At 73.3% G+C, this 21846-nt stretch carries 15 protein-coding genes; 3 read left to right on the plus strand and 12 right to left on the minus strand.

Annotated features, from left to right (window positions below; all coding sequences use genetic code 11):
- Positions 1–16: 16 nt before the first annotated feature.
- Complete coding sequence (locus ACZ4FH_RS08520; protein ID WP_467303283.1) at positions 17–928, minus strand: EamA family transporter; 912 nt, start codon at positions 926–928, stop codon at positions 17–19.
- 123 nt (positions 929–1051) lie between these two features.
- On the opposite strand from ACZ4FH_RS08520, the gene ACZ4FH_RS08525 reads away from it, so the two are divergent.
- Positions 1052–1993, plus strand: a complete 942-nt coding sequence (locus ACZ4FH_RS08525; RefSeq protein ID WP_467303285.1) for a LysR family transcriptional regulator — start codon at positions 1052–1054, stop codon at positions 1991–1993.
- On the opposite strand, the gene ACZ4FH_RS08530 is transcribed toward ACZ4FH_RS08525, so the two are convergent.
- Entirely contained in the window at positions 1990–3087 is a 1098-nt protein-coding gene (locus ACZ4FH_RS08530; protein ID WP_467303287.1) for a hypothetical protein, read from the minus strand. The genes ACZ4FH_RS08525 and ACZ4FH_RS08530 overlap by 4 nt on opposite strands.
- Positions 3088–3104: 17 nt before the next feature.
- A complete protein-coding gene (locus tag ACZ4FH_RS08535; protein WP_467303289.1) occupies positions 3105–5540 on the minus strand; it encodes a hypothetical protein in 2436 nt (811 codons plus the stop codon).
- A gap of 276 nt (positions 5541–5816) precedes the next feature.
- Here ACZ4FH_RS08535 and ACZ4FH_RS08540 point away from each other — a divergent pair, with 276 nt between their 5' ends.
- The gene (locus tag ACZ4FH_RS08540; protein ID WP_467303290.1) at positions 5817–7667 is read left to right on the plus strand and encodes a glycoside hydrolase family 3 protein; all 1851 of its coding nucleotides are present in this window, start codon (positions 5817–5819) and stop codon (positions 7665–7667) included.
- Positions 7668–7869: 202 nt separating this feature from the next.
- Here ACZ4FH_RS08540 and ACZ4FH_RS08545 read toward each other — a convergent pair whose 3' ends face one another.
- The 8 genes from ACZ4FH_RS08545 to ACZ4FH_RS08580 form a co-directional block, all read right to left on the minus strand.
- On the minus strand, positions 7870–8961 hold the full coding sequence (locus ACZ4FH_RS08545) for an AraC family transcriptional regulator (RefSeq protein WP_467303291.1): 1092 nt from the start codon (positions 8959–8961) through the stop codon (positions 7870–7872).
- A gap of 98 nt (positions 8962–9059) precedes the next feature.
- Positions 9060–10535, minus strand: coding sequence for a S28 family serine protease (locus tag ACZ4FH_RS08550; RefSeq protein ID WP_467303293.1), 1476 nt, complete (start codon positions 10533–10535; stop codon positions 9060–9062).
- Between the two features lie 99 nt (positions 10536–10634).
- Positions 10635–11039 carry a hypothetical protein gene (locus tag ACZ4FH_RS08555; protein WP_467303295.1) on the minus strand — a complete coding sequence of 135 codons (405 nt, stop codon included), beginning with the start codon at positions 11037–11039 and terminating at the stop codon, positions 10635–10637.
- Between the two features lie 145 nt (positions 11040–11184).
- Positions 11185–14967 (minus strand): ABC transporter ATP-binding protein, encoded by a 3783-nt coding sequence (locus ACZ4FH_RS08560; protein ID WP_467303297.1) that lies wholly within the window; start codon positions 14965–14967, stop codon positions 11185–11187.
- A 117-nt stretch (positions 14968–15084) separates the two neighbouring features.
- The gene (locus tag ACZ4FH_RS08565) at positions 15085–16080 is read right to left on the minus strand and encodes a serine hydrolase (protein WP_467303298.1); all 996 of its coding nucleotides are present in this window, start codon (positions 16078–16080) and stop codon (positions 15085–15087) included.
- Between the two features lie 94 nt (positions 16081–16174).
- Positions 16175–17857, minus strand: a complete 1683-nt coding sequence (locus ACZ4FH_RS08570; protein WP_467303299.1) for a thiamine pyrophosphate-binding protein — start codon at positions 17855–17857, stop codon at positions 16175–16177.
- Complete coding sequence (speB, locus tag ACZ4FH_RS08575; protein ID WP_467303300.1) at positions 17854–18822, minus strand: agmatinase; 969 nt, start codon at positions 18820–18822, stop codon at positions 17854–17856. Before speB ends, ACZ4FH_RS08570 begins: the two co-directional genes overlap by 4 nt.
- Positions 18823–19028: 206 nt before the next feature.
- Positions 19029–19370, minus strand: a complete 342-nt coding sequence (locus ACZ4FH_RS08580; RefSeq protein ID WP_467303302.1) for a DUF5713 family protein — start codon at positions 19368–19370, stop codon at positions 19029–19031.
- Between the two features lie 110 nt (positions 19371–19480).
- On the opposite strand from ACZ4FH_RS08580, the gene ACZ4FH_RS08585 reads away from it, so the two are divergent.
- Positions 19481–21007, plus strand: a complete 1527-nt coding sequence (locus tag ACZ4FH_RS08585) for a PucR family transcriptional regulator (protein ID WP_467303303.1) — start codon at positions 19481–19483, stop codon at positions 21005–21007.
- Between the two features lie 107 nt (positions 21008–21114).
- On the opposite strand, the gene ACZ4FH_RS08590 is transcribed toward ACZ4FH_RS08585, so the two are convergent.
- Entirely contained in the window at positions 21115–21537 is a 423-nt protein-coding gene (locus ACZ4FH_RS08590) for an SH3 domain-containing protein (protein ID WP_467303304.1), read from the minus strand.
- Positions 21538–21846 lie beyond the last annotated feature (309 nt).

Below are 21846 nucleotides of genomic sequence, written 5' to 3' on the forward strand. Positions count from 1 at the left end.
TCCCCCGCCCCGTCCGTCACGCCTCCACCGGCTGCGGCTGCGGCTCCGGCTTCGGGGCCGGGGCCGCCGTCCGCCGTGTCCCGGGAAGCGAGGTGAGGGCCACCCCGCCGACCAGGAGGGCCGCCGCGCACCAGCGCAGCGGGCTCACCGGCTCACCGAGGAGGAGGGCGGCGGAGGACATGCCGAAGACCGGGACGAGGAGGGTGAACGGGGCGACGGAGGAGGCCGGGTAGCGGCTGAGCAGGAAGCCCCAGGCGCCGAAGCCGAAGACGGTGACGACCCAGGCGACGTACACGATGATGCCGACGCCGCTCCAGTCGAGCGCGGCCAGCGCCGCGCGGTCGCGGCCCCAGCCCTCGAAGAGGAGGGAGAGGCCGAGCAGCGGCAGGACGGGCACGGTCGAGACCCAGACCATGAAGTTGAGCGAGTCGGGCGGAGCGGCCTTGCGGGTCAGCACGTTCGACACGCCCCAGCAGGCCGCGGCGGCGATCACCAGGACGAAGGCGAGCACCGGGCCGCTCGCGCCCTCGTCGACGGCGGCCACCCCGATCCCGGCCACGGCCACCGCCATCCCGGCGAGCTTCACCCGGCCGGGGCGCTCGCCCAGCGCGACGGCGGCGAACAGGGCGGTGAAGACGGCCTGGCCCTGGAGCACGAGCGAGGAGAGCCCGGCGCCCATCCCCCGGTCCATGCCGATGAACAGCAGCCCGAACTTGGCCACCCCGAGAGCCAGCCCGACCCCCACGATCCACTTCCACGCCACCTTGGGCCGGCCGACGAAGAAGACCGCGGGCAGGGCCGCGACCAGGAAGCGCAGGGCGGAGAAGAGCAGAGGCGGGAAGTGGTCGAGGCCGACCTCGATGACGACGAAGTTGACACCCCAGAGGGCGGCCACGAGCGCGGCCAGGGCGATGTGGAGAGGACGCATGCCCCGAGGATCGCCCGGCCCGACCATGTAGCACCAGCGCGGATTCCTTCATGGTGGAATTGAGTGCTGCTAATGAATCGATGGGTCGGTGGTTCCCGGACCCGACGAGGCCTGGAGGTTGTGGTGCTCGATCTCGCCCGGCTGCGCGCCCTGCACGCCGTCTCCGTCCACGGCTCGGTCGCGGGGGCCGCCGCGGCCCTCGGCTACACCCCGTCGGCCGTCTCCCAGCAGATCACCAAGCTGGAGCGGGAGACCCGGACGACCCTGCTGGAGCGGCGCGGCCGGGGGGTGGCGCTGACCGAGGAGGCGGTCCATCTCGCGGCCACCGCGCAGCGGTTGCTGGCGATCGTGGAGCAGGCCGAGACCACGCTGGAGGAGCGCAGGGGGGTGCCGACGGGGCGGCTGTCGATCGGGGCGTTCGCCTCGGCGGCGCGCGGGCTGCTGCCCGGGGTGCTGGCGGAGCTGGCACGGGCCCATCCGGACCTGGACGTGCGGCTGACCGAGGTCGACCCGCATCTCTCGGTGGACCTGGTGGCCAAGGGCGTGATCGACCTCGCCGTCGCGCACGACTGGGACATCGCGCCGCTGCCCGCGCCGGACGGGGTGGCGCAGGCGGTGATCGGTGACGACCTGTGCGATCTGCTCGTCCCGGCCGGTCACCGGCTGGCGGGCCGGGACGGGGTGCGGCGCGAGGAGCTGGCGCGGGAGCGGTGGATCTGCCAGCCCCCCGGCACGGTCTGCCACGACTGGCTCGTACGGACGCTGCGCGCCGCCGGGTACGAGCCGGACATCCGCCACCAGGCCGAGGAGAACCACACCCAGCTCGCCCTCCTGGCCGCCGGGCTCGGGGTGGCCGTGATGCCCCGGCTGGGGCGCGGGCCGCTGCCCGAGGGCGTCGTGGCGGTCCGGATCGTTCCCGTGCCGCAGCGCCGCCTCTACGCCCTGTGGCGCACCGAGGCGGCCCGCCGCCCGGCGATCACGGCGGCGGTCGCCGCGCTCCAGGACCGGGGCTCCGGGGTGGGTCTGCGCCCGGCCGGGGCGCCCCTGTCTCCTGAGGCGGCCTAGGGACAGAGGTCCAGGAAGCGCTGGGCGTCCTCGGCGGCGTATCCACGCAGGACGTACCGCTCCGCGAGGTCCGCGGCCCAGGGAGCGAGGTCGTCCGGCTCCCGTTTCACCTCCACGAGCCAGTCGAACATCGCGCCCGCGATCCACGCGCCGATGCGCACCGTCCACTCCCCGGCGAAGCCGTCCCCGGTCGCCAGGCCCAGGCGTTCGGCCTCCCGGCGCACTTCGGCCATGCGCTCCCGGGTGACGGTGCGCGGGTGCGGCATGAGGTCCCGCAGCAGGATCCGCACATCGACCCAGTCCGGCCGGGGCTCCGCCTCCTCGTCGTCGCCCTCGTCGTCGCCCTCGTCCTCGTACTCCTGGTCCGGCAGCTCCGGCGGCGGCTCCGGCACGGGCAGTCGCTCCGCCGGCAGCAGCGCCTCCAGGGCGGCGCGGACCGCCGCGACGTCCTCGCGGTCCACCGGTTGCCGGGGCGGCCTGCGGCCGTCCGTCCCCCAGGCGTCCGCGAGTGCGCGCACCGCCGGGGGCAGGAGCGGCGTCTCGCCCTCCTGGGGTTCCCGGCCCCGTGCGCGGTTGCGCGGCCGGCGCAGGACGATGAGCCAGGAGCGGGCCTCCTGGCGGTCCTCGCGGTCCAGCGCTTCATCGGCCACGAGGCGCAGCAGCGCCGCCTCGCCGTCCGGCGCGCCCAGCTCGTACAGGAAACGCACCCCGGCGTGGACGGGCAGACCCGCGCGCACCCAGCGCTCGCCCAGGGCGGCGGCGCGCGCGGGGTCGCTCAGCCCGGCCGCCTCCCGCCGCTCCGCCAGGGATTCCAGCAGCCGCTGGAGCGCGGACGCCATGCGTTCGCGTTCGCGCTCCCGGGCGAAGAGCTCCCGCTGCTCCTCCGTGAGCGGCGGAAGCGGTTCGGGCACCTCGTCACGGAGGTATCCCTCCCACAGCTCGTCCGACCAGCCCTCCGGCCGGACCCGGGTCACCCGCGCCTCGGCCTCCACGCGCTCGTAGAGGTCCCACAGCTCGTCCGTCCAGCCGGCCGGGGCGGGCCCGTACGCGTCGAGTCCCGCCGCCAGGGCGTCCAGGTCCGACCGCTCACCCATCGTTTCGCCGTCCTCCGTCACGAGACACCCAGGTATTCCATCGCCGTCCTGGGGTCCTTCAGCTTGCCGGTCATGCGTGCCTCGTACTTCTCGCTGTCGCTCTTGGCGTTCCAGGCCTCGTCCATTCTCCTGAGCTGGTCCGGACTCAGGTCCTGACCCGCGATGCGGGCCCCGACGCCGTTCTTGGCCATCTCGGTCGCGGGGGTGCCCGGGGGCCGCGGCTTGTTCTTGTTGGACGGCTTGTTGAACCCGTCGAAGATCTTGTACCAGCCGTCGGTGGTCTCGATCTCGTAACGGGCCTTCCGGCCGGGCTCCGCCTTCTGCCACTCGCCGAGGCGCTTCACCTGGGCGGGCAGGGACGGGGAGGTCGTCGCGTTGCCGCGGTTCTTCACCTCCACGACGTTCACCGTGCCGTCCTTCCCCCGGTACACGACGTCGACGTCGTCGATGCCCGCGACGTCGAACGTTCCGCCGTTCCCGTCGGGGACCTCCGTCAGCTTGAACTTGTCGCCGACCGCCGAGTGGACGAGGGTCCCGTCGGCCGCCTCGTCACGGGCGACCCGGCGCACGGTGTTGGACTCGGCCAGGGCCTCGGCCAGCTGGTCGGCGTTCTTGGCGTTGAGGACCTTGGCGCCGAGCTTCTGGCGGCTCAGCCCGTCGACGTTCTTCTGCCGCAGCAGATCCGTGACGTCCTTCAGCGCGTCCGCCGCCGCCTCCTTGCCGATCTCCTTCTTCGACGGGTCCGGATCGTCCTTGGCCCGGTCCAGGAGCCGCTTCAGCTCGTCGTCCTGGATGCGGACGCCCTCCCCCTTGGCCTGCTTCATCGCCTCGCGCAGCACGGCCTCCTGCGCGTCGAGGGCCTGCTGCCGGGCCTCCCGGGCGGCCTTGACCGCATCGTCGTCCGGGCCGCACTGACTGGCGTTCGTGAAGACGGCCGGTCCGGTTCCACCCGTGCGGAGCACGGCGGGCGCGGCCTGCCGCTCCCGGGTGGCGGGGCCGGAGGCCGCGCCCACCGTCCGGGCGACCACGACGCGCCCCGGCGCCATCGCGATGTTCTTGCACGCCTCCTTCTGGCTCTTGCGCGCCTTCTCGGCGGCCTCGTCCGCGTGCTTCCGCGCCTCGTCGGCATGCTTCTGGGCCTCGCCGAGATCGCCGCGTTTCGCCGCCTCGTCGGCCTTGCCGGCGGCTTCGGCCGCGCGCCCCGACGGGGTGTCCGGGAACTTCGGCTTCTTGATCTTGTTGAGCTTGGTGAACTTCTTGAAGGTCTTGGGCGAGAGGATGCCGACGACGCCGAGCAGCGTGTTCCCGACGGACGCCCCGTAGTTGCCCTTCTTCCAGTTCTCCTTGTCCACGAACATGTCCGTGCCCAGGTCCCACCCGAAGTGCAGGCCCTTCTTCGCGCCGTCCCAGACGGCCCCGAGCTTGTCCCCCTTCTTCCACTTCTCGGAGACGCTGCCGCCCTTCTTCTTCCACCAGTCGGTGGTGTAGCCCTTCAGCCCGTTCCAGCTGTCCGTGACCACCTTCTTGGGGTTGGTGACCAGCGCGTACGTGTCGTTCACGAGCCCGGTGAACGGGGCGACGAAGAAGCCGCGGGTGTGGTCCCACCAGCTGCGGTCGTCGCGCTCGTCGGGGATCAGCGGCTCGTCGGGGTCCTCCTTGAAGTCGTCGTTGTCGACCTCGCGGTGCAGGGGGCCGGGCGCGACCGGGTGCGTATCGCCGTCCCCGCTCACGACCACGACGTCGCCCGGGTCCCCGGAGCCGCCGGTGTCACCGGTGCCTCCCTCACGGCCGGTGCCGCCCTCACGGCCGGTGCCGCCCGAACCGCCGCCCGCGTCCCCGGACTTCGCCGGATCGCCCGCTTCCGTGTCCGCGCCGCCGCCACCGCCGCCGCAGTCGCCGCCCCCGACGATCCGGCACACCTGGGTGCCGAACTTCCCCGCGATCTCGCCGCCGACCCCCGTCGCCACCAGCGCCGTGACGACGGCCGCGACCACCAGGATCAGGCCCACGTACTCCGTCGCCGTCTGGCCCGCGTCACGGCGCCACAGGATCATCCGCTCGATGCGGAAGGCCCTCGGCCGCTCACGCCGGTCCACGGGCGAGGCGAACCAGGCACGGGCCTGCGGCGTGCGCACCAGCACCAGCACCGCGATCGGAAGCGCGGTCTGGGTGAACCCGCGGAAGTCCAGGTGCAGCAGCGAGACGAACGACAGCCACAGCAGCCAGCACTGGACGGCCACGAGCCCCCGGGCCACCCATACGCCCCCGCGCATCACCCGCCGCGCCAGCACCACGCCCACCACGCTCGGCAGGGAGTCGTACACCAGCACGCCGAGCAGTTCGCCGTTGACGTAGGTGACCATCGACAGCACGGACAGCACATAGACCAGGGCCAGCCCCGCCTGGACCCATTGCAGCCCCTGCACCCACAGCAACGGCCTCGGCAACGGCATGCGCCCCGTAACCGGCGCCCCGTCAGTTCCCCCACCCACACCAGTCATATTCGTACGCTAATGCGAATGCCGTGGGCCCCACATAGGCCCCAGGACCCAACCGCGGTCACATGTGGTCGAGTTCACACAGATGCCCACGCACCTCGCACCCGCCGGGGCCGGGGACGCGCGGAAACGGCTCGCACTCTTGACCGGAAGTTATTTTCTGGATATCCGTGCTCCTTGGCAGTTTCTTTCACCACCCCCTCGTCACCGAGTACGGCCGAAGGAGCTCACGTGCACGACCGCACCTCCCGACGGACCCTTCTCACCGCCACCGCGGCCACCGCCGTCGCGGCGGCCGCGGGCATGGCGACCGCCCCCGGCGCCCTCGCCGCCCAGAAGTCCGCGCCCACCAGCCACACCTCCGCCGCCACCACCCGGCGGCTGAAGCGGCTCATCTCCCGGATGAGCCTGGAGGAGAAGGTCGGCCAGCTCTTCGTCATGCGGGTCTACGGGCACTCCGCCACGGACCCCGACCAGGCGGACATCGACGCCAACCTCGCGGAGATCGGGGTGCGCAACGCGGCGGAGATGATCGCCAAGTACCACGTGGGCGGGATCATCTACTTCGCCTGGGCGCACAACACCCGCGACCCGCAGCAGATCGCCGAACTCTCCAACGGCATCCAGCGGGCCGGGCTCTCCGGTCCCAGCCGGCTCCCCCTGCTCATCTCCACCGACCAGGAGCACGGCATCGTCTGCCGGGTCGGCGAGCCGGCCACGCTGATGCCGGGCGCGATGGCGCTGGGCGCGGGCGGATCGCGGTCCGACGCCCGCAGGGCCGGGCAGATCGCGGGCGCGGAGCTGGCCGCCATCGGCATCCGCCAGAACTACGCCCCGGACGCGGACGTCAACGTCAACCCGGCCAACCCGGTGATCGGCGTCCGGTCCTTCGGCTCCGACCCGCAGTCCGTGGCGGGGATGGTCGCCGCGCAGGTGAAGGGGTATCAGAGCGCCAAGATCGCCTCCACGGCCAAGCACTTCCCGGGCCACGGGGACACCAGCACCGACAGCCACACCGGACTGCCGGTGATCGGTCACACCCGGGAGCAGTGGGCCGAGCTGGACGCACCGCCGTTCAGGGCGGCCATCGCCGCGGGCATCGACTCGATCATGACCGCGCACATCGTGGTGCCCGCGCTCGACCCGGCCGAGGACCCGGCCACGCTGTCGAAGCCGATCCTCACCGGCATCCTGCGCGAGGAGCTGGGCTACGACGGCGTCGTGGTCACCGACTCGCTCGGCATGGAGGGCGTGCGGACCAAGTACGGGGACGACCGGGTGCCGGTGCTCGCGCTCCAGGCGGGTGTCGACCAACTGCTCAACCCGCCGAGCCTGGACGTGTCCTGGAACGCGCTGCTGGCGGCCGTCAAGAGCGGTGAGGTCAGCGAGGCCCGGCTCGACGAATCGATCCTGCGCATTCTGCGGCTGAAGGCCAAGCTGGGGCTGTTCGACGACCCGTACGTCAGCGCCCGGGGCGTGGACCGCACGGTCGGCACCCCGGCGCACCTCGCCGCCGCCGACCGGATCGCCGAGCACACCACCACCCTGCTGGCCAACCCGGGCGCGGTGCTGCCGCTGTCGCGGCGCTCGCACAAGAACCTGCTGGTCGTGGGCGCCGACCCGGCCTCCCCCTCGGGAACGACGGGCCCGCCGACGACCACGCTGGCCGAGGCGTTCAACGAACTGGGCCACACGGCCACGGCCCTGTCCACCGGCACCGCGCCGACCCGGGCGTCCATCGACGCGGCGGTGGCCGCGGCGGCCGGCAAGGACGCGGTCGTGGTGGGGACGTACAACGTCACGGCGAGCAGTTCGCAGCGCACCCTGGTGCGCGAACTGGCCGCGACCGGCGTCCCCGTCATCACGATCGCCATCCGCAACCCGTACGACATCGCCCAGCTGGACGGGACCGGATACGCGGCGAACCTGGCCGCGTACTCCTGGACCGATGTCGAACTGCGCGCTGCGGCCCGGGTGATCTCCGGGCGGGCGAGACCACAGGGCAAGCTCCCGGTCCCGGTCCAGCGCGCCGACGACCCGTCGAAGGTGCTGTACCCCGTCGGGTACGGGCTCTCGTACTAGCCGGAGCAACACGGGGGAACGACCGGGCGGGCAGCCGCGTGTGCGGCCGCTCGCCCGGTTCCCCCGTTCCCCCGGTGGTCCCCGTCCCTTCCCGAATGGGGACCACCGCAACCTAACAACGGGGAGCCGGCTTCCGGCCCGTCGGCGGGATCCGGTGTACGCATCGCTCAGAACCCGACGACGCATTGCGCATCGGCGCCGGTCAGGCGGCTCCGGAGCGGTCCTGCGGGGCGTCCGTGCCGTTCAGCCGGCGCATCCGGTGCTCCTGGGGCGAGACGCCGTGGGCCGCGCGGAACGCCCGGCTGAAGTCGGAGGGGCGCGGGATGCCCCAGCGGGCCGCGACGGCGTGGACGGGGAGGGAGCGCAGGGCCGGGTCCTCCAGATCGAGGCGTGCCCGCTCCAGCCGCTGGGCGCGGATCCAGGCCGCGACGGTCGCGCCGTTCGACTGCTGGCCGAAGACGCGGTGGAGGTAGCTGAGGGAGATGTGGTGCGCCTCGGCGACCACGGCCGGGGTCAGCCCGGGGTCGTGGAGATTGCGCTCGATGAACGCGCGGATGTCCTCCATCAGTTCGCGCAGCCGGGCCTCCTGCGGGGGTTCGGCCGCCGCCCCGACCCTCGGGGCCAGCCAGGCCGCGACCAGGCCGACCGCGGCCGTGCTCAGCCGGGCGGCCTCCGCCGGTCCCAGCGAGGCGGCGCGGCGGTCCACCGACAGCAGGAACTCCCCGAGGACCGCGCCGACACCGTCCTCGGCGGAGAAGCCGCGCCCCTGCACCTGGGCCAGCTGCTCCGGCGACCAGGGCAGCAGCGACACCGGCAGGTCCAGGCCGATGGCCTCGACGGAGCGTTCGTGCGCGGGGACGCTCCGGGAGCCGTACGTCCCGAGTTCCACGGAGACCGAGTCGTCGAGCACATGGAGGTCGCCCGGCCGGAAGGTCTGCGTCGACTCCGAGCCGCGGGTCAGGGCCAGACCGCCCCTGAGGACCAGCGTCAGGTGGTACATGCCCGGGTCCTCCGGGCGGGCCAGGGCCGGTTCGTTGGCGATCCGCACCCCGGAGAACGACGAGCGCAGCAGCGTCACCCGGCCCATCTTCAGGCTGCGCACGCTGGCCCGGAACGCGTCGGCGCGTTCCGCGCTCACGTCACAGGCGCGGGACTCCCCGATCAGACGTCTCCACGTCTCCAGTCCCCGCGCGGCCCGCATGTCCGCGGTGCGGAACACGGCGCCCCCTCCCGCCGCCGTGCCGGTCGTGTCGACGCCCACGGCACGTGCGGTCTTCCCGTTCTGCGATGTCACCTCCCCATGATCGATCCTGGCCACGGTGGCTTGTTCACGGGGGGTCCCTCGCGGGAACGCCGGCGGACGCGGGGAGCGTCCGCCGGCGTGTGGGTGCGCTACGGGCGCCGGACGCCGAGCCGGTGATCGGTCGTCAGGTCCTTCTTGTCGAGCCGCGCGTCGAACTTCGCGAGCGGCTTGGCGTTCGCCGGGTCCGCCTGGACGGCGGCCGGGGCGACACCGGCCCAGCGCAGGATGGCCGCGGTGGCCGTGGCGTTCTGCGCCGCGGGCAGCCCGGCGACGTTCGAGCCGTGGTTGCCGCCGGGGACGGTGAAGACGTAGCTGTCACGGGCCCGGTGGCCGGGCCGGAAGCGCTCGGCGCCCCACGGGTCGTTCTCGCCGTAGACGTACAGCATGTTCTCGGCGTGGTTGCGGACCCAGGTGTCGACGTCCCGCATCGCCGAGGGCTGGAACTTCATCGGGATCGAGCGGGGGACGAAGGTGCGCGGCGGCTGGTAGCCGTAGCGGCTGAGTTTGCCGAGCCAGGGCTGCTTGATGTCGGGCGAGCCGAGCTGGGTGCCCGCCTGGTAGTAGTACGGGGTGTAGTTGGCGAGCCCCTGGTCGGCGTAGGCGGAGAAGCCGGAGATGCCGTCGACCGAGTCCCAGATCTCCTGGTCGGTGGCGTTCTTCGCGTCGGCCGGGATCGTGTCGCAGTCCGAGAGCAGGCTGTACTGCCAGTAGGCCCAGACGTAGTCCATGACGACGGCCTCGTAGGCCTTGTCGAGGGTGCCGACGGTGGTGAAGGTGTAGCCGTTGGCGGCGGCGTACTGGGCGTACTTCTCCTCCAGCGGCTCGCGGCGGACCAGGGCCTCGCGCTGGACGCCCTGGAGCCGGTCGCGGCACTCCTTGGTGCCGACGGTGGCGAAGAACCGGTCGTAGGCCGAGTCCTCCTTGTTGACCACGTCGTTGGGCGCGACGTACGCGACGACGCCGTCCATGTCCCTGGGGTAGAAGCGCTCGAAGTAGGTGGCGGTCATGCCGCCCTTCGAACCGCCGGTGGCCAGCCAGTTCTTGGAGTAGATGCGCTTCAGCGCGGTGAAGACGCGGTGCTGGTCGCTGGCGGCCTGCCAGATGTCGAGCTTGGACCAGTCGGCCGGGGCGGGGCGCGACGGGGTGAAGAACCGATACTCCAGGGAGACCTGGTTGCCGTCGACGATGCGGGTCGGCTCGGAGCGGCTGGGGTTGGTGGAGACGTTGTAGCCGCTGGTGTAGAACACGGTCGGCCGGGAGGTGTCCTTGTGCAGCAGGGTGATCCGCTGCTGGAACGTCCCCTTGGAGGGGTTCCGGTGGTCGACCGGCTGCGTGTAGTTGAGGACGAAGTAGCGGTATCCGGCGTAGGGCTTCTCCTCGATGAGGCTCATTCCCGGGATCGCCAGGATGCGGTCCTTGATGTCCGTGCTGGTCCCGCTGTCCGTGACGGCGGATCCGTTCACGGCCGGTTCGGCGGCGGTGGCCGCCCCGGCCGAGGCACCCGTCGCGCCGACCGTGCCGATCAGCACCGCGAGCGACAGGATCCCTCTGAACGCCTTACGCATGCACCCTCCCCATGATTCACAGCAGTTCGACGTGAACCTAGCGGGGCGGCAGCGGTACCACCAGCCCCTGCGGCGGGGGCATGCGGGCAGGTCACCCGGTCAGCAGAGAATCCACGGCGTGCTGCCGGACTTTCCCGCGATCGTGCCCGAGACCCGCACGCACCGGTTCAGCGCGTGCACGGTCACCGGCCCGGCCTGCCGGGTGAACGAGCCGCTGTCGGTGACCGGGAGCCCGCCGCGCGGCTGGATGCGTACGGCCATCGCGCGGCGCGCCCCGGGCTTGGCGGCGACCGCCGTGGCGCAGGCGTAGGCGCGGGTCCGGTAGACGCGCAGCTCCCCCGTCGCGAACCGGACCGTCTTGGCGGGCCGCCCGGCGCAGACCGACGCGGCGGTGGCCGAGGTGGCCTCCACCCCGCCGGCCACGAACCCCAGGGCGGTCGTCAGGGCGAGGACCAGCAGCCGGTTCGGGCCGCCGCTCCCCCGTATGCGCCGGCCATTCCTCACGGTCCCTCTGATCACAGCAGCCCCATCGCTCCGTCGAACACCAGCGCTCCTGCCCGACACCTGAGCGCACACACGTCCATGTGCCTACGACGCGCACCACCCGTCCGGAGGTTGCACCGGGCCGCCCGGAGCGTGCGGCCGGCGGTCAGACGCCCGCCGGCTCGTCCTCCCCGATGAAGGTGCGCCACAGCACGGCGTAGCGCCCGTCCCGGGCGAGCAGTTCGTCGTGCGTCCCGTCCTCGACGACCCGGCCGTGGTCCATCACCACGACCCGGTCGGCGCGGGCGGCGGTGGTGAGGCGGTGGGCGACGACGAGGGTGGTGCGGCGGCCGGCGAGCCGGTCGGTGGCCTGGTTGACCAGGGCCTCGCTGGCCAGGTCGAGGGAGGCGGTCGCCTCGTCGAGCAGCAGGATGTCGGGGTCGACCAGCTCGGCGCGGGCCAGGGCGACCAGCTGGCGCTGGCCGGCCGACAGATTGCGGCCGCGCTCGGCGACCTCGTGGAGGTAGCCGCCCTCCAGCGTGGCGATCATGTCGTGCGCGCCGACCGCGCGGGCCGCCGCCTCCACCTCGGCGTCGGTGGCCTCCGGCCGCCCGTAGGCGATGGCGTCCCGGACCGTACCCGGGAAGAGGTACGCCTCCTGGGGGACGACGCCGAGCCGGTGCCGGTAGGCGGTCAGACCCAGATCGCGCAGATCGGTGCCGTCGGCCGTGATCCGGCCGCCGGTCAGGTCGTAGAACCGGGCGACGAGCTTGACCAGGGTCGACTTGCCCGCGCCGGTCTCGCCGACGAAGGCGACCGTCTGCCCGGCCGGGATGCGCAGGTCCACACCGGTCAGGGCGGGCTCCTCCCCTCCGTACGCGAAGGACACGTCCTCGAACGCGATCTCGCCGCGCAGCGACGGCACGTCCCGGGCACCGGCACGGTCGGTGGTGGAGGCCGGTTCGCGCAGCAGCTCCTGGATCCGGCCGAGCGAGACGGTGGCCTGCTGGTAGCCGTCGAAGACCTGGGAGAGCTGCTGGACCGGGGCGAAGAACAGGTCGATGTAGAGCAGATAGGCGACCAGCGCACCGGCGGTCAGCGTGCCGTTGTCCACCCGCCCCGCGCCGACGATCAGCACGGCGGCGGCGGCCGCGGACGACAGCAGCTGGACGAACGGGAAGTAGACCGAGATCAGCCACTGGCCGCGCACCCGGGCCTCGCGGTAGTGGTCGCTGCGGTCGGCGAAGCGCTCGGCGCCGTCCCGCTCGCGGCGGAAGGCCTGGACGATCCGGAGCCCGGAGACGGACTCCTGGAGGTCGGCGTTGACCGCGCCGATGCGCTCCCGGGCCAGTTCGTACGCCTTGACGCTGCGGCGGCGGAACAGGACCGTGCCGACGACGAGGACGGGCAGGGTGGCGAAGACGACCAGGGCCAGTTCCACGTCGAGGACCAGCAGCGCGACCATGATGCCGAGGAAGGTGACCACGGAGACGAACGCCGTGACCAGACCGGTCTGGAGGAACGTGGACAGCGCGTCCACGTCCGTGGTCATCCGGGTCATGATGCGGCCGGTCAGCTCGCGCTCGTAGTAGTCCAGGCCGAGCCGCTGGAGCTGGGCGAAGATCTTCAGCCGCAGCGCGTACAGCACCCGCTCGCCGGTGCGGCCGGTCATCCGGGTCTCGCCGATCTGGGCCGCCCACTGGACGAGGACGACGACCAGGGCGAAGGCGGAGGCGGACCAGACCGCGCCGAGCGCCAGCTGGGTGACGCCCTCGTCGATGCCGTTGCGGATCAGCACCGGCAGCAGCAGCCCGGCCCCGGCGTCGGTGGCCACCAGGAGCAGGCTCACCAGCAGCGGCAGCCCGAAACCGTGCAGCAGCCGGCGCAGCCCGTAGGAGTCCTCGGTGCGCACCGCGCGGGCCTCGTCGACGGCGGGGGTGTCGGTCGCCGGGGGCAGGGCCTCGACCTGGGCGAGCAGCTCGGGCGTGGCGGGCATCCCGGCCGCGCCCGTCTCGCGCTCCTCCTCCTTGCGGACCCACAGTGCGGGCGTGATGCCGCGCTCGGCGTCGAACTGGGCGTCGATCTCCTCCTGGAGCGCCCGGTCCTCGGCCCGCTCCTCGGCACCGGCCACCGGCCGGTGTCCGGGCGAGGTGCCGCCCAGTTCGTCGGGGTCGGTGAGCAGCCGGCGGTAGAGCGGGGAACGGCGTTCCAGCTCCTCGTGGGTGCCGATGTCGGCGAGCCGGCCGTCCTCCAGGACGGCGATGCGGTCGGCGAGGCCGAGGGTGGAGCGGCGGTGGGCGATCAGCAGGGTGGTGCGGCCGGCCATGACCTGCCGCAGGGCGTCGTGGATCTCGTGCTCGACGCGGGCGTCGACGGCCGAGGTGGCGTCGTCGAGGAGGAGCAGCCGGGGGTCGGTGAGGATGGCGCGGGCAAGGGCGACGCGCTGGCGCTGGCCGCCGGAGAGGGTGAGTCCGTGTTCGCCGACGACGGTGTCGTAGCCCTCGGGCAGCTCCGCGATGAAGCGGTCGGCCTGGGCGGAGCGGGCGGCGGCGCGGATCTGCTCGTCGGTGGCGTCGGGCTGTCCGTAGGCGATGTTGGCGCGGATGCTGTCGGAGAACAGGAAGCTGTCCTCCGGTACGAGTCCGATGGCGGCCCGCAGCGAGTCCCAGGTCAGCTCGCGGACGTCGTGGCCGCCGACCCGGACCGCGCCGCGCGAGACGTCGTAGAAGCGGGGCACGAGCAGCGAGACGGTGGACTTGCCGCTGCCGGACGCGCCGACGAGGGCGACGGTCTCGCCGGGTTCGATGGTCAGCGAGAAGCCGTCGAGGACCGGGCGGGCGGGGGCCCTGCCGTCCGCGCGGCCGGGGTCCTCGCCGTCCTGCGGGCCGTAGCCGAAGCGCACGTCGTCGAACTCGACGCCGACGGGCACGCCGGCCGGCAGCACCTCGGTGCCGTCCTCGATCGCCGGTTCGGTGTCGATCAGCTCCAGGACGCGCTCCACTCCGGCACGGGCCTGCTGGCCGACGGTGAGGACCATGGCGAGCATCCGGACCGGGCCGACGAGCTGGGCGAGGTAGGTGGAGAAGGCGACGAAGGTGCCGAGGGTGATCTCGCCCCGGGTGGCGAGCCAGCCGCCGAGGGCCAGCATCGCGACCTGGCCGAGGGCGGGGACGGCCTGGAGGGCGGGGGTGTAGCGGGAGTTCAGCCGGATGGTGCGCAGCCGGCCGGCGAAGAGCCGGCGGCTCACCGCGCGGAGCTTGCCGGTCTCCTGCTCCTCCTGGCCGAAGCCCTTGACGACGCGGACGCCGGAGACGGCCCCGTCGACGACTCCGGCGACGGCGGCGGCCTGCGACTGGGCGTACCAGGTGGCGGGGAAGAGCCGGGAGCGGGAGCGGCGGGCGATGTACCAGAGGGCGGGGGCGACGGCGACCGCGATCAGGGTCAGCGGCGGCGACAGCCAGGCCATGACGACCAGGGAGATCAGGAAGAGCAGGACGTTCCCGATGGTCATCGGGAGCATGAAGAGGAGGCTCTGGATCAGCTGGAGGTCGCTGGTGGCGCGGCCGACGACCTGGCCGGTGGAGAGTTCGTCCTGGCGGCGGCCGTCGAGCCGGGTGATCGTCCCGTACATCTCGGTCCGCAGGTCGTGCTGGACGTCCAGGGCGAGCCGGCCGCCGTAGTAGCGGCGGATGTAGGTGGAGGCGTAGACGAGGACGGCGGCGACGAGCAGCAGTCCGGTCCAGACCGCCAGGGAGCGGGTGTGGCCGACGACCACATCGTCGATGATCACCTTGGTGACGAGCGGGACGAGGGCCATCACGGCCATTCCGGCGAGCGAGGAGCCGAGCGCCAGCAGTACGTTGCGCCGGTAGCGCCACGCGTAGCCGCTCAGCCTCCGCGCCCAGCCGCGCGGCTGCTGCCCGCTCCCCTGCGCTCCTGCGTCCGACACCCGGTGCCTCCCGATCGTCCTGCTCTACCGAAAGGCACCAACGCGGCGGGCTGCGGATTTCATCCCCCGTTCACAAAGACCGGCCGTTGGTCGTAGGACCTGCGGCGGGGCCTCCCGCTACTGCGGTGTCACGGTGAGCATCCGGCCGGCGGGGGCCTCCGGGACCGGCGGGATCGCTTCCTGGAGGGTGTCGGCGGGGGCGTCGGCCGGGCGCAGGACGCGGACGGGCATGGAGTGCAGGATGCGCGTCGCCGGGGCGGCCCGGTTGATGTCCTTGTGCACGGCCCTGGCGACGGCCTGGATGGTGTCGACGCCGTAGGTCATCGTCGCGTTGTCCTGGGTGAGGACCGTGAGGACGTAGTCGTGGCCGTTGCCCTTGAAGGTGCCGATGCTGTGGACCCGCCAGCCGTGGGTGGCGCGCTGCAGCCAGCCGTTCTTGACGTGGACCGAGACGGAGGACGGGGCTCCGGCGGGGGTGCCCCAGCGCTGCGAGGAGACGACCTTGGCCATCAGGCCCAGCTCGTAGGCGCGGGAGCTGTCGGTGAGGACGGAGTTCTTCTCGGTGAGCAGGGTCAGCAGCCGCTGCTCGTCCTGGGCGGTGATCTGGGTGAGGCCCCAGTAGCCGCCGGAGCCGGGCACGGTGTGGGTCATCCCGGCGGCCTTGAGGAAGGCGCTGACCTTGGCGGCGCCGAGCTGCTTCCACAGGGCGGTGGTGGCGTCGTTGTCCGACTTGGTGATCATGGCGGTGCTGAGGTCCGCCTCGCGCTGGGTGAGGCTCCGGCCCCGCTTGGCGTTGTCCCAGAGCAGGGTGGCCAGCACGGTCGCCTTCACGACGCTGGCGGAGTCGTACTTCGAGGTGGCGCGCAGTGTGCAGGTGGTCTTGGTGGTGCGGTCGTGGAGCGCCACGGCGGTCGTCGACTTGCGTCCCTTGAGCGCGGCCGTGATGTCCTTCGTCAGCTGGGCGGCGAGCCCGGAGGTGGCGGAGGTGCAGCTGACGGTGGAGGTGGCGGCCGTCGCGGGCGCCGCGCCGGCGGCCACGGGCGCGATCACGCCGACGGCGAGCACGGCGGCGAGCCCGGCGCGGGCGCGCCGGGGTATGTGCGGTGTCTTCATCTGTGTGCGGTCCCGTCCCCTGAGTGGTCCTGCGGGCACGCCCCCCGGCATGCCCCACAGAGTTGACTCCTGGACCGCTCGAAAGTTGTACGGGTCACTGATGCGTCGGCTCGAACATCTCCAGGACGGCGGGCAGGACGACGACCGAGGGGCCGGGCTGCGCGAGCGCGGCGGCCAGGTCGTCGCCGAGGGTGTCGGGGTCCGTGCGGACGGCGGGGACGCCGAAGGACTCGGCCAGTGCGACGAAGTCCGGGCGGGCCAGCTCCGTCGCGGTGGTGGCGCCGAAGGACTCGTCCATGTACGCGCGCAGGATGCCGTAGCCGCCGTCGTCCACGATCAGCCAGGTGACCGGCAGGCCGTACTGGCGGGCGGTGGCCAGCTCCGCGAGGGAGTACATCGCGCCGCCGTCGCCGGAGACCGCGAGGACGGGGGTGGCGGGGTCGGCGGCGGCCGCGCCGAGCGCGCCGGGGAAGGCGTAGCCGAGGCCGCCGGAGCCCTGGGCGGAGTGCATGGTGTTCGGGCGGCGGGCGTCGAAGGCGGCCCAGGCCCAGTAGGACAGGATCGTCATGTCCCAGAAGCTGGGGGACCTGTCGGGCAGCGCGCGGCGGATCTCGGCGAGGAGGTGCTGTTCCAGGGTGCGGCCCTGGGCGTCGATCCGCTTGCGGACCCGGTCCAGCAGCTCCGCGACGCGGGCGGGGGCGGTGGGGTCGGTGCGCGGGGCGACGGCGTCGAGCAGATCGGCGAGGGCGTCGCGGGCGTCGGCGTGGATACCGAGGGCGGGGTGGTTGGCCTCCAGCTTCCCGGCGTCGGCCTCGATCTGCACGATCCGGCCGCGCGGGGCGAACGTGTAGTAGTTCGAGGAGAGTTCGCCGAGTCCGGAGCCGACGACGAGCAGGACGTCGGCGTCCTCCAGGAAGTCGGTGGTGTGCCGGTCCTCGATCCAGGACCGGAGCGAGAGCGGGTGGTTCCAGGGGAAGGCGCCCTTGCCGCCGTAGGTGGTGACGACGGGGGCGTCGATCCGCTCGGCGAGGGCGCGCAGCTTGCCGGAGGCGTCGGAGCGCACGACACCGCCGCCCGCGACGATCGCCGGGCGGCGGGCGTGGGAGAGCAGATGGGCGGCGACGGCGATCAGCTCGGGCCGGGCGTGCACCTCGCGCGGGGTGGCGTCCGGGGCGGTGACCACCGGCAGCACGGTCTCGGCGGAGAGCACGTCCTCGGGGATCTCGACCCAGACCGGGCCGTGCGGGGCGGTCAGCGCGGACTCCCAGGCGGCGGCGATCGCGGACGGGATCTGGGAGGCGGTGCGCACCGGGTGCACGGACTTCACGATGTCGCGGAACGAGGCCTGCTGGTCGCGCAGTTCGTGCAGATAGCCGTGGCGTCCGCCGCCCAGACCGGCCGCCGGGACCTGGCTGGAGATCGCGAGCACCGGCGCGGAGGCGGCGGCCGCCTCCTGGAGGGCGGCGAGCGAGGTGAGCGCGCCCGGTCCGGTGGACAGCAGCAGCGGGGCGGCCTCGCCGGTGATCCGTCCGTAGGCGTCGGCGGCGAAGCCCGCGTTGTTCTCGACGCGCAGCCCGACGTAGCTCAGCGGCGAGCGGCGCAGCGCGTCGAAGATCCCCAGCGCGTGCTGTCCGGGCAGCCCGAAGACGGTGGTCGCGCCGAGCCCCCGGAGGGTCTCGATCACGAGGTCGCCGCCGGTGCGTCCGGGCGGAGGGTTCAGCGCGGCCTCGGTCTGCTCGGGGGTGAGCGGGGGCCGCTCGTCGTGGTCGTGGCTCACTGCGTCCGGGCCTCCGCGATCTGCCGGGTCATGATCGTCGTCAGTTCGTAGGCGGTGTGCGAGGCGGCGACGGAGGTGATCTCCGCGTGGTCGTACGCCGGGGCGACCTCGACCAGGTCGGCGGAGACCAGGTGGCAGGAGGCGAGTCCGCGCACGATCTCCAGCAGCTCGCGGGAGGTGAGGCCGCCGGCCTCGGGGGTGCCGGTGCCCGGGGCGTGCGCCGGGTCGAGCACGTCGATGTCGATGGAGATGTACAGCGGCCGGTCCCCGATGCGTTGGCGGAGCTGGTCGGTGATCTCGTCGACGCCCCGGCGCATGACGTCGGCGGAGGTGACGATGCCGAAGCCCATCTTCGCGTCGTCGGTGAGGTCCTGCTTGCCGTAGAGCGGGCCCCGGGTGCCGACGTGGGAGAGCGCGGAGGTGTCGAGGATGCCCTCCTCGACGGCGCGGCGGAACGGGGTGCCGTGGGTGTAGGCGGCGCCGAAGTAGGTGTCCCAGGTGTCCAGATGGGCGTCGAAGTGGAGCAGCGCGACGGGGCCGTGCTTCCGGGCGACGGACCGCAGCAGCGGCAGCGCGATGGTGTGGTCGCCGCCGAGCGTCATCAGCCGGGCGCCGGTGGCGAGGAGCTCGTCGGCGGCGCCCTCGATCGTCTCGACGGCCTCGTTGATGTCGAAGGGATTGGCCGCGATGTCGCCCGCGTCGGCGACCTGGGCGAGGGCGAACGGCGAGGCGTCCTGCGCCGGGTTGTACGGGCGGAGCAGCCGCGAGGCCTCACGGATCGCGTTGCCGCCGAAGCGGGCGCCGGGCCGGTAGGAGACGCCCGCGTCGAAGGGCACCCCGACGACGGCGACGTCCGCCGTGCCGACCTCGTCCAGCCGGGGCAGCCGGGCGAAGGTCGCGGGCCCCGCGTAGCGCGGGACGCGGGAGGAGTCGACGGGGCCGCGCGGGGTGTCGCTGCTGCTCATGCTGGTGGCCTTCCTTCGGTGACGCGCGGGCCCGGACCGGAGGACGGGCCCCTGCGAGTGTGCCGGATCTCCCGCGCCCACTCGGACAGGGCACGGCTCCACCACGACGCTAGGCGGCCGGAGGACCGTCCTGAAGTGTATGTTTCCTCCATATCGACCGGCCTTCCGGGACGGTCCGCACAGCCGGGAGGGACCGCCCGCGCGCCCTACCAGTCGCGCGGGGCGATCAGCTCCTCCACGTCCACATCCGCGAATCCGTAGGCCTGGGCTATGCGCCAGAAGTCCTCGGCGATCTCCTCGCGGGCGACGGTCTCGATCTCGCTGCCCGCCTTCTGCAACTCCTCGTCCAGCGCGTTGAACTCCTCGGTCGCCACCGCGCTCAGCGCGTACAGCTCCGGGAGTCCGGCGGGGTTCTCCGCCTCGATCCGCTCGCACAGCCGGACCAGGATCGCCCGGCCCTTGTCCAGGAGGTGGTGCGGGAAGTACTCGTCTTCGTACAGCAGGGCCAGGAAGGCGTGCTGTACGAGCTGCTCGTTGGTGACGGCCACGGCGGATTCCCCTTCGTCTCTGTTCCCTCCCGATGCTGCACGACGGCACTGACACCGCCCCCGCGTGTACGTTTCCCACAGCACCGCCGCACCGAATGGACGAACCCTCCATGCCCGACGCCCCGGCCGGACCGCCCACCCCGCCCGTCGCCCTGTCCGCGCTGCTCGCCCTGGAGGACCTGGGGCTGCGCCGGATCGCGGGGCCCGCCGACGCCGAGCTGCTATGGGTGCACACCTCGGAGATGGCGGACCCCTATCCGTATCTGCTCGGCGGGGAGCTGCTGCTGACGGCCGGGGTGCTCCTCACGGACCCGGACGCCTATGCGGCCCGGCTGGTGGAGGCGGGCGCGGCGGCGCTCGGCTTCGGGGTGCGCCCGGTGCACGAGGCGGTGCCGCCGGAGCTGGTCGCGGCCTGCGAACGCCACGGGCTGCCGCTGGTGGAGGTGGGGCCCGGGACCCCGTTCACCGCGATCGCGCGGGCGGTGTGGCGGCTGATGGCCGAGGCCCGGCTGCGTGAGCTGCGCCGGGTGGCCCGCGCCCAGCAGGCGCTGGCGACGGCGGCGGCGCGGCCGGACCCGGTGCCCGCGGTGCTGCACCAGCTGGCGGCCCAGCTGCCCGGGTACGCGGTCCTGCGCACGGCCGGCGGCGAGGAGCTGCACACCGCGGGCCGGCTCCCCGCGCCCGCGGTCCGCGCCGCCCTGGCCCGCCTCGCGGACGTGGTCGCCCCGGCGGACCGGGGCGCGCCGTCGACGGCCACCGACACGGCGGGCGGCGCGCGGCTGTCCGCGTACGGACTGGGCGGCGGCCACGGACTCGTCCTCGCGGTGGCGACCGGCGGCGGGGAAGCGGGCGGCCGGGAAGCAGGCGGCCGGGAAGCGGGCGGCCGGGAGGCGGGTGATCACACCCTCGCCGGGGTCGCGGTCGTCCTGCTCTCCCTGCTGGCGGCCCCGCACCAGAGCGCCGACGCGGCACACCGTTCGGCGGCGCTGGTACGGCTGCTGCTCGGCGCGGAGCCCGCCGCGGTCGCCCCGCTGCTGGGCGGGGACGGGTCCTGGGAGGTGGTGCACGCGCTCCGCGGCGGCGGCCGCCCGGCGGACCCGCTCGCGGCGGGCGCGCTCGGCGCGGCGCTGGGTTCGGCGCTGGTGGACGCGGGCGCCGGGACGGCCGCGGCGGGCGGAGTGGTCAGGGTTCTCGTCCCCGGCGGCGGCACGGTCTCCCCGCAGCCGGGGTGGACGCTGGGCGTCTCGGCGCCCGCGACGGCCGGTGCGCTGGCGGAGGCCGATGCCCAGGCCGCCCGTGCGCTGGGCCGGGCGCGGGCCACCCGCACCCCTCTGGTGCGGCAGGGCGCGGAGACCGGCCGGGGACTGGCCTCACTGGTCGACGCCGGGGCCGCCGACGCGCACGCCCGCGCCCTGCTGGCCCCGCTCACCCCCGTGCTCGCCGAGACCCTGCGCTGTTGGCTGAGCCTGCACGGCGGCTGGGACCGGACCGCCACCGCCCTCGGCGTCCACCGCAACACGGTCCGCCAGCGCGTGGCGCGCTGCGCGGCCCTGCTGGACGCGGACCTGGACGACATGGACGTCCGGACGGAGCTGTGGTTCGCCCTGGGGCGCGACGCCGCCCGGGGATCTCTTTGAGCCAATTCCGTTCCGGTTCCGCTTCCGCTTCCGGCGGGACGGGCGGACACGCGGAGGGCCCGCCCCCGCGGCGGAGTGCCGCGGGGACGGGCCCGGACGGTGAACCGTCAGCACTTCGCGGAGACGGGGAGGTTGCCCCGCTCGTTGCCCTTGAAGTAGATGGCGCTGGAGTAGCCCCACTTGCCGCTGGCCTTGTTCTGCACCTTGAGCCAGATGTTGTTCGTGTAGCCCTCGGCCACGACCTTGTCGCCGTAGGTCCAGCACTGGGCGTAGTGCGGGTTGTCGGCCAGCCCCAGCGTCCCGATCTTCGTGGACGTGGTGTGCGGGCCGGAACGCTGGTTGACCTGCGCCCAGATGTTCACGGTGTAGGTCGCCGCGGCGGCCGACGGCGCGGCGGCGGCCGCCGTACGGCTCGCGCCCACGGCCGTGTCCCCGGACACCCGGGGCGCCGCCGAAGCGGTCCCCGCGCCGGCGGCGAGCACCCCCGCCAGCAGTGCGCCGCCGACGGCCAGGGCGCGCGAACGTGTCATGACTGCCTTCATGTGATCCCCCGTTGATGATGTGCGTCCCGCCTCGGGCGGGACCCTTGTGGCCCCGGTTGCCGTGGCCACCGGACACCACCCAGCTTGCGCACCGGGCCCCGTCCTTCCCACCCCGTATGGGCGGATGGACCGATTCCTCCGGGGGGAGCGGCCGAAGAGGCACCCTTGCGGTCTTTGCCGTACCGCGCTATTGGCACAGGGGTGCCGCGGCGCCCCGGCCGCGTGCCGAGCATCACCCTGGACAGCCCGGTGACCCCCGGGTAACTTTTAACCAAGGCTGAGCAAGCGCTTAGCCGA

It is taken from the genome of Streptomyces sp. NPDC024555, from assembly GCF_055559335.1.

Excerpts from the sequence above, each read along its gene's own strand:
- ACZ4FH_RS08535 (WP_467303289.1), bottom strand. The coding sequence starts at position 5,540 with ATGCCGTTGCCGAGGCCGTTGCTGTGGGTGCAGGGGCTGCAATGGGTC.
- ACZ4FH_RS08520 (WP_467303283.1), bottom strand. The coding sequence starts at position 928 with ATGCGTCCTCTCCACATCGCCCTGGCCGCGCTCGTGGCCGCCCTCTGG.
- ACZ4FH_RS08530 (WP_467303287.1), bottom strand. The coding sequence starts at position 3,087 with ATGGGTGAGCGGTCGGACCTGGACGCCCTGGCGGCGGGACTCGACGCG.
- ACZ4FH_RS08550 (WP_467303293.1), bottom strand. The coding sequence starts at position 10,535 with ATGCGTAAGGCGTTCAGAGGGATCCTGTCGCTCGCGGTGCTGATCGGC.
- ACZ4FH_RS08590 (WP_467303304.1), bottom strand. The coding sequence starts at position 21,537 with ATGACACGTTCGCGCGCCCTGGCCGTCGGCGGCGCACTGCTGGCGGGG.
- speB (WP_467303300.1), bottom strand. The coding sequence starts at position 18,822 with ATGAGCAGCAGCGACACCCCGCGCGGCCCCGTCGACTCCTCCCGCGTC.
- ACZ4FH_RS08585 (WP_467303303.1), top strand. The coding sequence starts at position 19,481 with ATGCCCGACGCCCCGGCCGGACCGCCCACCCCGCCCGTCGCCCTGTCC.
- ACZ4FH_RS08565 (WP_467303298.1), bottom strand. The coding sequence starts at position 16,080 with ATGAAGACACCGCACATACCCCGGCGCGCCCGCGCCGGGCTCGCCGCC.